The sequence below is a fragment of the Mameliella sp. CS4 genome, from assembly GCF_019392335.1.
In the GTDB taxonomy this organism is placed as follows: Bacteria; Pseudomonadota; Alphaproteobacteria; order Rhodobacterales; family Rhodobacteraceae; genus Antarctobacter.
In genome coordinates this window covers 154,711-167,822 of sequence record NZ_JAHXRQ010000007.1, presented here as the reverse complement: position 1 = coordinate 167,822, position 13,112 = coordinate 154,711, and the positions used below count along the sequence as shown (strand labels likewise).

The window sequence follows — 13,112 nt, the reverse complement described above, 5'->3', positions numbered from 1 at the left end:
GTCTTGTCCTCCCGAAACGGGGCGGTTTCCGCCTTCTCTCGCCCGGCCTCCCGCCGAGCGGCTTGCATTTGGTATACCAAATTGGAATGCTCGCACAAGTGAACAGACCTGCCAGAATCGGCAGGCGTGCCAGGGGAGGAAGGATATGTCCGATACACGGGCCAACAAGCGTTTCCGCTCGCAGGAGTGGTTCGACAACCCAAACAATCCGGGCATGACGGCGCTTTATGTCGAGCGCTACCAGAACCAGGCCTTTACCCGCGAGGAACTGCAGGGCGAAAAGCCAATCATCGGCATCGCCAATACCGGCAGCGACCTGGCGCCCTGCAACAAGATCCACGTCTTCCTGATGGACCGGATCAAGGCGGGCATCCGCGAGGCGGGAGGCATTCCGATGGAATTCCCGGTCCACCCGATCCAGGAAACCGGCAAGCGCCCAACGGCGGCGCTGGACCGCAACCTGGCCTATCTGAGCCTCGTCGAGGTTCTGCACGGCTATCCCATCGACGGGGTCGTGCTGACAACGGGCTGTGACAAGACCACGCCCGCCATGCTGATGGGGGCGGCCACGGTCGACATCCCCGCCATCGGGCTGAACGGCGGGCCGATGCTGGACGGCTGGTGGAAGGGCAAGCGCGCGGGCTCTGGCACCATCGTCTGGGAAAGCCGCCGCCTGCTGGCCGAGGGCAAGATCGATTACGAGGAATTCATGGGCCGCGTCTGTTCCAGCGCGCCCAGCCTGGGCCATTGCAACACGATGGGCACGGCGAGCACCATGAACGCCATGTCAGAGGCGCTGGGCATGACCCTGACCGGCTCCAGCGCCATCCCCGCGCCGTTCCGCGAGCGCATGGCCATGGCCTATGAGACCGGGCAGCGCATCGTCGAGATGGTCTACGAGGATCTCAAACCGTCGGATATCCTGACACGCGAGGCCTTTGAAAATGCCATCGTGGTCAATACGGCCATCGGTGGATCCACGAATGCGCCGCCGCACTTGCAGGCTATCGCGCGCCATGCCGGCGTGGAGCTGAACGTGAAGGACTGGGAGACCATCGGGTTTGATGTGCCTTTGCTGGTCAACATGCAGCCCGCGGGCGAATACCTGGGTGAGAGCTTTTTCCGCGCGGGCGGCGTGCCTGCGGTCATGGGGGAACTGATGGCCGCCGGGCGGTTGCACGCCGGGGCGATGACCGCGACGGGCAACAACGTGGGCGTCAACCTTGCCGGGTGCGACAGTCTCGATACCGACGTGATCAAGCGCTACGACGCGCCCATGCGCACAAATGCCGGGTTCAAGGTGCTGTCGGGCAATCTTTTCGACAGCGCCCTGATGAAGACCAGCGTGATCTCGGACGAATTCCGGCAAAGATTCCTGTCAGAACCGGGCAACGAAGGCGTGTTCGAGGCGAAGGCCGTGGTTTTCGAAGGACCCGAGGATTACCACGACCGCATCAATGATGCCTCGCTGGAAATCGACGAACGCACGGTTCTCTTCATCCGCAACGTGGGATGTGTCGGCTATCCGGGCTCGGCCGAGGTGGTGAACATGCAGCCGCCCGATGCGCTGATCCGGGCGGGGGTGACCCACCTGCCGACGGTGGGGGACGGGCGGCAGTCCGGAACCTCGGAAAGCCCGTCGATCCTCAACGCCTCGCCGGAATCGGTGGTGGGCGGCGGACTGGCCTTTCTGCAGACCGGCGACCGGGTCCGGCTGGACCTGAACGCCAGCCGCATGGATGCGCTTGTCCCCGACGAGGACTGGGCGGCCCGGCAGTCGGCCTGGGAGGCGCCGGAGATCGTCAGCCAGACACCCTGGGAAGAGATCTATCGCACCCATGTCGGACAGTTGGGCGACGGCGGCTGCCTGGAACTGGCGACGGCCTACCAGCGCATCGCCAAGGATCTGCCGAGGGACAACCACTGAGCGCGGGTGCGGGCGGAGGGGCCGGAAGGGGGGCATCATGCCAGAGGCATGCTCTTGAAACGCCCCCCGCCGTCGGCGCCTCCCGGGACAATTCTGCCAAGAAGAAACATGGGGGAGGGACACCATGAGCCAGACAATCATCATCACCGGCGGCGCGCGCGGGATCGGCAAGGCCTGCGCAGAGGCCTTTTTGGCGGCGGGCTGGAAGGTCGGGATCGTGGGGCGCACCGAGGCCACGGTGGCCGAGATGGCCGACAGCCACGAGAACGCGCTGGCACTGCCCTGCGACGTGGTGGACGAGGGGCAGGTGGATGCCGCCTTCGACACCGCGCTGGCGGAATGGGGCCGGATCGACGCGCTGTTCAACAATGCCGGGGTCTCGGTCATGGGCGGGACCATCGACGAGACCAGCGTCGAGGATTTTCGCCGCTGCATCGAGATCAACCTGACCGGATCATTCATCTGCGCCCGCGCCGCCTTTGCGCGGATGCGCAGGCAGGACCCGCAGGGTGGGCGGATCATCAACAACGGCTCGGTCTCTGCCCATGTGCCGCGCTGGGGGTCGGCGCCTTACACGGCCTCGAAACATGCGATCACCGGGCTGACGCGGTCGCTGTCGCTGGACGGGCGGCCCTACAACATCGCCTGCGGGCAGATCGACATTGGCAACACGCTGACCGACATGGCCGAGAAGATGACCAAGGGCGTGCCGCAGGCGGATGGGTCCATCGCGGTTGAACCGGTGATGGATGTGTCGAACGTGGCAAAATCGGTGCTGCACATGGCGTCCCTGCCGCTGGAGGCGAATGTGCAGTTCATGACCGTCATGGCAAGCGCGATGCCCTATATCGGGCGCGGCTGATCTCTGGGTGAGGCCCATGTTTCTTTGGGCCTGAAATACCTCCGGGGGTCCGGGGGCAGAGCCCCCGGCGGATCGCCGGACCGCAGGTCCGGCGAAACCCGATAAGGTGTTCTATCTAACGGGTATGCGGCAAAGGACGGCGGACACGACCGCGCAAGGCGCGCTCGCGCTGCCAGATGTAGAGACCCGAGACGATGATGATCGCCCCGCCGCCCAGGGTCCAGACGGTGGGCCAGGTGTCGAAGAGCAGGATGCCCGCGACGGCGGCCAGGAAGATCTGGATGTAGATCACCGGCGCGAGGATCGAGGCGTCGGCCCAGCGGTGGGCGGTGACCGCTGCGATATGGCCCGATGCGCCGAAACAGCCGATCAGGACGAAGGCGATCCAGGCATTGCCTTCGGGCCAGACCCAGTTGCCCAGCACGAAGGGCATCAGGGCGCAACTCGCCACTCCGCTGGACCAGACCTGTTGCGTGGCATTGCCCTCGATGCCCGCCAGCAGGCGCGTCATGATGAAATAGAGCGCCGCCATGCAGAGCGCCGCAATCGACAGGAACATGGCCGGGTGAAAATCGACGCCCCAGGGCTGCATCACCACGATCACGCCCAGAAAGCCGACGCAGACCGCCACGATCCGGCGCAGTCCGACCTTTTCCCCCAGGATCGGGATCGCCAGCAGGGTGACGACGATGGGACCGGCGAACATGATCGTCGTCGTCACGGTGATCGGCAGGTACTTCAGCGCGGTGAAATTGCAGACCGTGCTGCCCAGCAGGAAGAGGCTGCGCAAGAGCTGGCGGAGGGGGGCGTTCGAGACAAAGGCCTGCCGGCCTTCCTGGACGCCGTAAAGGACCACGGCGATGATGAAATGTCCGGCGTAGCGGGCAAAGACCACCTGCAGCGCGGGCAGGCCCGCGAGGATCAGCCACTTGGCCGAGCTGTCGATGCAAGTAAAGCCGAGGACGGCCAGCGCCATCATCAGCACGCCGGAGGCTGTGCGGTCTTCGCGGGGTTTGGCTTCGGACATGGTGCGTTCTTGGGACCTGGACGGGGTGGCGTCAATGGGGGTGTCCACGCGTGGACAGGAGGATGACGCAACAACATCAAGAAGTTACAGGAAATATTTGCCTTTCGTCAGGACTTGTCGCGTTGCGGCGGGGATCGGGAGCGGCGGGGTGAACCCCGCCCTACGGCGCTCCGTTCGGGCCGGGGCTCTGCCCGTTCACGCCTCAACCTCTCCACTGGAGAGGTTGCCGCCTCCGGCGGATCGGCATTTAGCCAACCGCCCAGCCGCCGTCGATCACATGGGCCTGGCCGGTGGTAAAGGCGCTTTCGTCCGAGCCGAGGTAGATCGCCAGATGCGCGATCTCTTCGGGCGTGCCGATGCGGCCCATGGGCTGACGGGCGTTGAACGCCTTGCGCGCTTCCTCGTAGTCGCCCATCGCCCGCAGCCGGTCGTGCAAAGAGGGACTGTCGACGGTGCCGGGACAGATGCAGTTCACGCGGATGCCTTTGGTGACATAGTCCAGCGCCACGGATTTTGTCAGGCCGATGACCGCCGCCTTGGAGGTGCCATAGATGCAGCGGTTGGGCGCGGCCACGATGGACCCGGCGATAGAGGCGATGTTGACGATGGCGCCGCCGCCGCGCTCGATCATGCCGGGCAGGGCGGCCTGCATGGAATGGAACTGCGACCGGACGTTCAGCATCATGGCGAAGTCGAAATCCTCGTCCGTCGCCTCGAGCAGGGAGCCCGCGTGCACGAAGCCCGCACAGTTGACCAGGATATCGGGCTGCGCGGTTTCGATGGCGCGGGTCAGCACCGGTTTGTCGGTCACGTCCAGCGCGAAGGTGGTGCCGCTCAGACCCTCCAGCAGGTCGGGGTTGAGGTCGGTCGCGGTCACGTCGGCGCCCTCGCGGGCATAGCCCTCGGCGATGGCGCGGCCGATACCCTGGCCCGCAGCGGTGATGAAGGCACGTTTGCCGGCTAGTCTCATGTCAGAACTCCTGTGAAATCTCCGGGCACCTCGCCGTGTTTCACGGGGTGGTGCCTCTGTCCGGAAAGGGCGGTGGCCAGTGTCATTTCCAGGGCGGCGATGCCGTCCCGGGGCTGGCAGAGGATGTCGTCGCTGCCGATCTCGAGGAAGGCCGCGAAGCGGTCGATCTGAACCAGCAACGGGTCGACCTTGTCGAATCTCGGCGGGTCAAAGCGTTTGAGCGGTTTCGACCATTCCACCTCTCCCGGGCCGGAGGCGCCCCAGCGGGTGAGCGACGGAAAGGAAAGCGCGCCCAGCGTCCCGGTGATGCGGATGTAGTCTTCGCCGCTGGCGGCGATGGCCGGGTTTTCGGCGCTGGCGGCCTCGAAGGACCAGGGCGATGCGCCCGCGTCGGAAATCAGGAAAGACCCCAGCGCGCCGCTGTCGAAGCGGAAGGCCAGGGCGGCGGTGTCCTCGATCACATGGCCGCGCGTGGTGTTGGAGGTCAGCGCCGTGACCTCGACCGGTAGGCCGGCAAAGACGTTCAGCAGGTCGATCTCATGGCTGAGGTTGGTGGCCAGGGGGCCGGCGCCGGGCAGGCGGCGCCAGGGCACGTCATAGTAGGTGTCATGTTTGCGCAGCGACCACAGGCCCTGCAGCCCGACCAGTTGCCCGATTTCTGGCAGGGCGGCGCGGGTGGCCATGACGAAGGGATGGCAGCGGCGGTGGTGGCCGACGATCAGCGGCAGGCCCTTTGCGGCGGCCGTCTCTGCCATGAGCCGCGCGTTGTCGAGCGTGTCGGCGATGGGCTTTTCCACCAGCACCGCCCAGCCCCGCTCCAGCGCGGCGAGGGTCGACGGGCAGTGATCCGGCGTCGGCGTGGCAATGACGCAGGCGCGTGTCTCTGCGGGGGCGTCCTCGACCATGGCGACGGCGGGCAGGCCCTCGGCGGTGAGCGCCGCGCGTGTGGCCGGATCCGGATCCACGATGGCCGTGATCCGTACGGTGGGCGAGGCGCTGGCCACCTCGATATGGCGGCGCCCGATGGAGCCGGCGCCGATGATGCAGAGGGGGAGGGGGACACTCACGCGGAACCTCTCCGCTTGCGCGGGCAAAGCGATTTGGAAATCGCTTTCAAGCCTTTTGGAAAAGGCTTGCCCATCACATCACCGCCCCGATTTGCCAGGGCACGAATTCGTAATCGCCCAGGCCCTGCGCCTCTGACTTGGTCTGTTCGCCGGAGGCCATCCGCAACCACATCCGGTAGATCTCACGGCCCACCTCCTCGACCGATTTGCCCTCGGTCAGGATGGTGCCGGCGTTCACGTCCATGTCCTCGGTCATGCGGGTGTACATCTCGGTGTTGGTGGCGACCTTCATCGAGGGGCTGGGCTTCGCGCCGAAAGCCGATCCGCGCCCGGTGGTGAAACAGACGAGATTGCAGCCGCTTGCGATTTGTCCCGTGACGCTGGCCGGGTCGTAACCGGGGCTGTCCATGAAGGTGAAGCCCTTGGCGGTCACCGGTTCGGCGTATTTGTAGACGCCGGTCAGGGGCGTTGTGCCGCCCTTGGCGGCCGCGCCCAGCGACTTTTCGAGGATCGTGGTCAGCCCGCCCTTCTTGTTGCCGGGCGAGGGATTGTTGTCCATCGAGCCCTTGTTCCGGGCGGTGTAATCCTCCCACCAGCGGATCAGGTCGACCAGTTTCTCGCCGGTGGCGCGGTCCACGGCGCGGGCGGTCAGCAGGTGTTCGGCGCCGTAGATCTCGGGCGTTTCGGCCAGAACGCCAGTGCCGCCCTGCGCCACCAGGAGGTCGCAGGCGTAACCGACGGCGGGGTTGGCGGTGATCCCCGACCAGGCGTCCGAGCCGCCGCATTGCAGGGCGACCATCAGCTCGGAGGCGGGGCATTCGCTGCGCTGCGCCTCGTTCACCAGGGGCAGCATTTTTTCGATCTTCTGGATGCCCAGGTCCACGCACTTGCGCAGCCCGCCCACGTCCTGGATGTTCATCGACTGGAACAGCGGGCCGGGTTTCAGGCCATAGGCCTCGACCAGCCAGTCGATCTGGTTCATCTCGCACCCCAGCCCGGCCATCAGCACGCCGCCCACGTTGGGATTGCGCGCATAGCCCCACATGACCCGCTGCAACGCCTCGAACCCTTCGGAGCCCTGGCCCGCCATGCCGCAGCCGGTGCCGTGGACAAAGGCCACCACGCCATCGACATTGGGATAATCGGCCAGTTTCTCGTCGGTGAAATGCGCCGCGATCTTACGCGCGGCAGTGGCCGAGCAGTTCACGGATGTGAGTACGGCGATGTAATTGCGCGTGCCGACCCGGCCGGTGGCGCGGCGGTAGCCCATGAAGCTGTCGGGCGTCGCGGCCGGGGCGGCGGGGCGAATGTTCGTCGCATATTCGTATTCGGTGTCGACGTTGCGAAATTCGAGGTTGTGGGTGTGCACATGGGCGCCCGGGGCGATGTCCTCGGCGGCATATCCGATCACCTGCGCGTATTTGATGACCGGCGCCCCCTGGGGGATCGCCTGGGTCGCCATCTTGTGCCCGCGCGGGATCAGCTGGCGCGCCCCCTCCTGGCCGATTTCCAGCGGGGTGACGGCGGTGACGACATTGTCGGCGTCGGAAAGGCGGACTGTCTTGTTCATCTCGATCTCTTGGCGGCTTTGGTCCTGCCCCGGTGCCGGGGCCTTGGGTCGCGAGGTCCCGGCGCGGGGGCCGGGACAGGGGGCTGGGGGTGTCAGGCGCAGACCGGGCTGTCGCCCGACCAGCGGTGAATGGGGATATGCGGTTCCGGCGCCAGGCGGGCGCGGGCCTCTTCCCACATGGTCTTCCACTTCTTCCAGTCGCGCAACTCGGCTTCGGGGGCGCTGCGCGAGCGGGCGATGAAGGCGGGGAAATGGGCGCGGCCCGTGGGTTGGCCGGTGACATTGTAGCGGATGTCAAAGCTCCAGCGGAAATCACTGCTGCGGTTTTCCAGCGAGGCATGGGGCGTCAGCGGATGGAAGAGCACCGCGCCGCCCGCCTTGACCGGCAGGGCCAGGGCCTTGTCCTCGTCCAGGTAGCCCGGCGCGATGGCGGTCTGTTTCTGCGGGCAATGCGGGTACATCCGCGGCTTGCCCGGCACCACCTGAAGGCAGCCGTTTTCCTCGGTCGCGTCCGAGATCGCCAGCCAGACGGTGACCATGCGGGTCTCGTCACCCTCTTCATGGGCCACGGCGCGGTCCTGGTGCCAGGCGGTCGCGGTGACATGGGCGCGCGGCTCGTCCGCGTGCAGGTGGGTGGCGGGGGGCTTCAGCCGGACGTGCTGGATCGGGTTCGAGGTCAGCTCGGGGCCGATCAGGTCCTCGACCATGTCCAGCAGGCGGGTGTCGGTCAGCATGTCGAAGACGGCAGGGCCGAAGTGAAACGGCGTATCAGCAGCAATCTCGCCCCCGGGCAGGGAGATATCCATCGGCTGGAACCAGTCGCAGCCCGCACTGTAGGAGGTCAGCAGTTTCTGCCAGAAGTCCATCCCTTGGGCGGGAGGCACGCGGCCCTCGTCCTGCCAGAGGGCATAGAGCGCATCCAGCAGCGCGGCATATTCCGCCTTTACCGCCGACAGCCGGTCCTGGGTCAGGACGTCCTCGACCACGAGAAATCCTTGGGTGTCGAACTGCGCGATCTGGTCCTGGGTCAACATCAGCGGCATGGGCTGTCCTTTCGCTCCGGGGCGGGAGGGGGCTTTGCCCCCGCCGCGGCAGGGCCGCGGCCCCCCGGGGTATTTTCGCCAAGAAGAAGCCCGGGGGTCGCAAGGAGACCGGACCGGGGCGCGGGGGCCTCGGTCCGGTCCGGGGTCACAGGAAGATCGTGACGATGGGCGGCCAGGCCAGGAGCACCGCCAGCGCGCAAAGCTGCAGCGCGATGAAGGGCAGGAAGCCGCGGAAGATGTCGGTGAGCGAGATATGCGCCGGGGCCACCGATTTCAGGTAGAAGGCGGCGGGTCCGAAGGGGGGCGAAAGGAAGCTCACCTGCATGTTCATGCAGAAGACCACGCCGAACCAGATCGGCACATAGCGCGCATCCACATGGGCGAACCAGCCGATCTCTTCCGCCGGCAGGCGGACGACGATGGGCAGGAAGACCGGCATGACCAGCAGCACGATACCGACCCAGTCCATGAACATCCCCATGATGAGAAAGATCAGCATCATGACGAGGATCACGGTCATGGTAGGCATGTCGGCGCCAACGATCATGTTGGCGACATATTGCGGACCGCCCGCCAGCGTGTAGGCGGCGGCCAGCGCCGCGGCGCCGATGGTCACCCAGATGATCGTGCCGGTGGATTTCAGCGTGCGCATCAGGCTGTCATAGACGATGTCCCAGGTCATTTCGCGCCGGATCAGGCCGATGACGAAGACCGCCACCGCGCCCATGCCGGCCGCCTCGGTGATGCCGGTGATGCCACCGTAGATCGACCCCAGGACAACGCCGATGACGACGATGGGGGCGATCAGGCCCTTGCCCATTTCCCAGCCCGCGGCGGTGCGTTCGCGTCCGACCACGAAGAAGACGATCACGGCAAAGAGCACCAGCGCGCCTACCAGCCAGGGAATGTCCGAAACCATGCCCAGCAGGATCGGATCGACCCCTTCGAGGATCTCGTTGGCTCCGGTCACGGTGAAGAAGAGCGCGCGCAGGATCAGCACACCGGTGATCCAGATGCCGAAACGGGATATGAACCCAAGGAACATCAGTCCCTTTTCGCCCCCTTTCGGCGCGTCCGGGTCCTCGGGCGGCAGCGGCGCCTTTTCGGGCGAAAGCTGCGTCGTCACGATGATGTAGATGATGAAGAAGGACGCCAGCATGAAGCCGGGCAGGAAGGAGGCGGTGAACAGCGCCTTGATCGAGGTTTCGGTCACCAGCCCGTAGAAGATCAGAACGATCGAGGGCGGGATCATGGTGCCGAGGCTTCCGGAGGCGCAGATCGTGCCGATGGCAAGATTCTGGTTGTAGCCCAGCCGCAGCATCTGGGGCAGGGCGATCAGGCCCAAGAGGACAACCTCGCCGCCGATGATACCGGACATGGCGGCCATGATGACGGCCATGACGGAGGTCACGATGGCGATGCCGCCGCGCACCCGGCTGAGCCAGACGTTCAGCGAGGAATACATGTCGCGCGCGATGCCGGATCGTTCCAGCAGCGCGGCCATGAAGATGAAGAGTGGTACTGATATCAGCACGTAGTTCGTCATCTGTCGGTAGACGGCCTGGCCCAGCACGCTGAGCGGGCCCTGTCCCCAGGTGCGGAACAGGATATCGACGTCGAATTTCAGGACCAGCGTGACCACCGCGAGGAAGGCCGAGGCAAAGCCCAGGGGCATCCCGATGGCCAGCAGCGCGAACATCGCCAGCAGAAGGATCAGGGAGAGGGTGCCGATGTCGACCATTACTTCTTGTCCTCTTCCAGGGTGCGGCGCAGGGCCTCGATCTCGTGCTCGTCGATCTCGTCGGCCGGGTTGTGGTGTTCGGGTGCCTTGTTCCAGTCGGCGATCAGGTTCGACAGGGCCTGGATGGCGACCAGCACGATGATGATCAGGATGGCGGGTTTCACGGTGCCGGGGATCGGCGGATCCCAGGCGGTGCCAAAGGTCTCCATCCGCAGCATCCGGCGCATGGCGTCGTTGTAGCCGCCCCAGACGAGGCAGAAGGTGAAGAGCCAGATCAGGAAGACCGAAACGCAGTCCGAGGCCTTCTGCATCCAGCGGGGCATCATGTCGTAGATGACGTAGATGCGGATGTGGCTGCGCTGTTGCATCGCGTAGAGCCCGGCCAGCAGGAACAGGAAGCTGGCGATCCAGAGCGACAGTTCATTGGCCCACATGGTCGGCTGGGTGAAGACGTAGCGCGACACGACCTCGTAGAACATGACGATCACGATATAGGCGATCGACATCATGGCCAGTCGGGCGCAGACCAGCGAGAGGATGTCGAAGGGGCCTGTGCGGTCGACTTCGATCGTGCCCTTGTCATCGCTGAGGAACAGCGCGGCGAAAAGCAGCGCAAGCGCCAGGCTGACCAGTGTCACCAAGACGATGGGTTTGCCCTGCGGGCGGATCATGTCGTGCATGCCGATGGCATCGGGCGACATGAACTGGTTGAAGACGAGAAAGATGAAGAGAGCGATGGTCAGGCCCGAAAACCCGATCATGGCCATTTGAACCGGCTTCCTGAGCGGTCCCAGCCAGACGCTGTCCTGTTGCATGCGCGGTCACCCCGTATTGAAGAGTGGCAGTTGGCCTGCCGCCCGTGCGGTTCCCTGGGCCGGTCCGCGTCCCGTGGTCGGGCGCATGGTCCAGAGACGAAAACGGCGAGCCTTGCGAAAGGCTCGCCGCGATGTCACGAGGCGGTCAGCCCGGCGATCACTCGGCGATCAGGCCAAGTGCCGTCAGGTACTCGCGGTGGCTTTTCACCAGGGCGGCCGCTTCGGGGGTCTTTTCGGCCCAGCGGTCCCAGGCAGTCTGCGCCGCCTTGCGGAAGTCCGCACGGTCCTTGGCCGACCAGTTGTGCAGCGTCACGCCCTTGGCCTGCAGCTCTGCCGCGGCTTCGGCGTTCTTCTTCTCGTTCGACAGGGCGGTGTGCAGGGTCAGTTTCTGCATCGCGGTGTCGATGATGCGCTGATGCTGTTCGCTCAGCCCGTCCCAGACGGCCTGGTTGCAGGCCAGGTGGTCCGACGGCATCGAGTGGAAGCCGGGGTAGGTGGCATGGCTGACGATGTCGTACAGACCCAGACCCACGTTGTTGTAGAGACCCGAGGCATCGGCACCGTCGATGATGCCGGTTTCCAGCGCGGTGAAGATCTCGGTGAAATCCATCACGATGGGCGTGGCGCCCAGCTCGGTGAAGATCTCGGTTTCCAGGCCCGGGGGCGACCGGAACTTCCAGCCCTTCAGGTCGTCCGGGCCGGCCAGCGGCTTGGAGGACGAGAGCGATTCCTGGCCATACAGCCACCAGCCGATCAGCTGCATGCCCTGCGCATTGTAGAGCTCTTGCGCGGCATCGTAGCCACCGCCGTAATACAGCCACGAGATCTGCTGCCACGGGGTGTCGTAGCCGCCCATGATGTCGCCGACGAACTGGAACGCCGGGTTCTTGCCGGTCTGGTATGCGCCGCCGGTCATGTCGCAGTCGAGGATGCCGTTGATGGCGGCGTCGAAGGTTTCGGTCGTGGCCACGACGGACGAGCTGTAGAACATCTCGATGGCGATTTCGCCGCCGGACATCACCTGCACGTCATCCGCGAACTGCGCTGCCAGAACACCCGAGGGGTGCTCGGACGCATAGTGTGTCTGGATGCGCAGGGTCACGTCCTGCGCGCTGGCCGCGGATGCAGCAATGGCAACGGCCGCGGCCGTCGTCAGGATCTTTTTCATTTGTTCCTCCCTGTGGCGGGCTCCCCCCCGCCGATGGTTATCGGGGTCGGACCCCGTCCCCGGATGGTATACCATCCCGTGAGGGCAAGCTAACCAAAGCCATGTCGACAGGCAAGGATTTTTGGTATACCAAATTTGCTTCATGGGAGGCCGCCCTTCCGGGTGGAAAAAAGGTGCGGATTCAGGGAGGTGAACTGCGCCATGACGGATGAGACTCTGCCCGAACAGATCGCGACTCGGCTGCGCCGGGACATTCTGCGCGGGGTGCTGCCGCCGGGGACCGCGGTCAAGGAACGCGACCATGCCGCCGAACTCGGCGTCAGCCGCACACCCCTGCGAGAGGCGATTCGGATCCTGGCGAAAGAGGGGCTGGTGCAGCTGCGCCCGGCGCGCTCGCCGATCGTGGCCAAGCCCAGCTTCGAGGAAGTGGCGGACAACATCGAGGTCATGTCCGCGCTCGAGGTGCTGTCGGCGCGGTTGACCTGTGAACGGGCCAGCGACGCCGAGATCGAGAGCATCGCCGAGGTCGCGGATCGCATGGCCGAACTGTACGACAGCCTCGACATGCTGGACATCTTCGAGATCGACATGAGCTTTCACCGCGCCATCGCGCGGGCGGCGGGCAACCCCGTGCTGGCAGAGGTTCACCAGTCCTTGCTGGCGCGTCTGTGGCGGGCGCGGTATCTATCGGCCAGCCGCAAACGCTCGCGCGAGCGGGTGCTGCGCCAACATGCCGAGATCGTTGCCGCGCTGCGGGCGCGCGATGCCGAAACCGCCCAGGCCCAGGTCCAGGCGCACCTGGATCACCTGCTGGTCAACGTGGCCGATTTCTTCGAGTCCGTGAAGGACGAGGATGGCGAGGCGCCCGAACCGGTCGAATGAGCGGCCAGACGACACGCAAGACCCTGGAACAAGGATTGGG

The 13,112-nt window shown here is 65.4% G+C and carries 11 protein-coding genes; 3 read left to right on the top strand and 8 right to left on the bottom strand.

From position 1 onward, the window contains the following. Window positions 1-145 precede the first annotated feature (145 nt). Window positions 146-1,927, top strand: a complete 1,782-nt coding sequence (locus tag KZZ07_RS11250) for an IlvD/Edd family dehydratase (protein ID WP_219514204.1) — start codon at window positions 146-148, stop codon at window positions 1,925-1,927. 124 nt (window positions 1,928-2,051) lie between these two features. Then, window positions 2,052-2,789 carry an SDR family oxidoreductase gene (locus KZZ07_RS11245; protein WP_219514203.1) on the top strand — a complete coding sequence of 246 codons (738 nt, stop codon included), beginning with the start codon at window positions 2,052-2,054 and terminating at the stop codon, window positions 2,787-2,789. A 115-nt stretch (window positions 2,790-2,904) separates the two neighbouring features. On the opposite strand, the gene KZZ07_RS11240 is transcribed toward KZZ07_RS11245, so the two are convergent. From KZZ07_RS11240 to KZZ07_RS11205, 8 genes are all read right to left on the bottom strand, one after another. Next, window positions 2,905-3,816, bottom strand: a complete 912-nt coding sequence (locus tag KZZ07_RS11240; RefSeq protein WP_219514202.1) for a DMT family transporter — start codon at window positions 3,814-3,816, stop codon at window positions 2,905-2,907. 247 nt (window positions 3,817-4,063) lie between these two features. Further along, on the bottom strand, window positions 4,064-4,786 hold the full coding sequence (locus tag KZZ07_RS11235; RefSeq protein WP_219514201.1) for an SDR family oxidoreductase: 723 nt from the start codon (window positions 4,784-4,786) through the stop codon (window positions 4,064-4,066). Next, the gene (locus tag KZZ07_RS11230; RefSeq protein ID WP_219514200.1) at window positions 4,783-5,853 is read right to left on the bottom strand and encodes a Gfo/Idh/MocA family protein; all 1,071 of its coding nucleotides are present in this window, start codon (window positions 5,851-5,853) and stop codon (window positions 4,783-4,785) included. The genes KZZ07_RS11235 and KZZ07_RS11230 overlap by 4 nt, the downstream gene beginning before the upstream one ends. A 73-nt stretch (window positions 5,854-5,926) precedes the next feature. Beyond that, on the bottom strand, window positions 5,927-7,423 hold the full coding sequence (locus KZZ07_RS11225; protein ID WP_219514199.1) for a UxaA family hydrolase: 1,497 nt from the start codon (window positions 7,421-7,423) through the stop codon (window positions 5,927-5,929). Window positions 7,424-7,515: 92 nt separating this feature from the next. Continuing rightward, window positions 7,516-8,466, bottom strand: coding sequence for a phytanoyl-CoA dioxygenase family protein (locus KZZ07_RS11220; RefSeq protein ID WP_255564288.1), 951 nt, complete (start codon window positions 8,464-8,466; stop codon window positions 7,516-7,518). A gap of 145 nt (window positions 8,467-8,611) precedes the next feature. Further along, a complete protein-coding gene (locus tag KZZ07_RS11215; RefSeq protein ID WP_219514197.1) occupies window positions 8,612-10,207 on the bottom strand; it encodes a TRAP transporter large permease in 1,596 nt (531 codons plus the stop codon). Then, window positions 10,207-11,022 carry a TRAP transporter small permease subunit gene (locus tag KZZ07_RS11210; protein WP_219514196.1) on the bottom strand — a complete coding sequence of 272 codons (816 nt, stop codon included), beginning with the start codon at window positions 11,020-11,022 and terminating at the stop codon, window positions 10,207-10,209. Before KZZ07_RS11210 ends, KZZ07_RS11215 begins: the two co-directional genes overlap by 1 nt. A 157-nt stretch (window positions 11,023-11,179) precedes the next feature. Next, window positions 11,180-12,190 (bottom strand): TRAP transporter substrate-binding protein, encoded by a 1,011-nt coding sequence (locus KZZ07_RS11205; RefSeq protein ID WP_219514195.1) that lies wholly within the window; start codon window positions 12,188-12,190, stop codon window positions 11,180-11,182. A 201-nt stretch (window positions 12,191-12,391) separates the two neighbouring features. On the opposite strand from KZZ07_RS11205, the gene KZZ07_RS11200 reads away from it, so the two are divergent. After that, a complete protein-coding gene (locus KZZ07_RS11200; protein ID WP_219514194.1) occupies window positions 12,392-13,072 on the top strand; it encodes a GntR family transcriptional regulator in 681 nt (226 codons plus the stop codon). Window positions 13,073-13,112 lie beyond the last annotated feature (40 nt).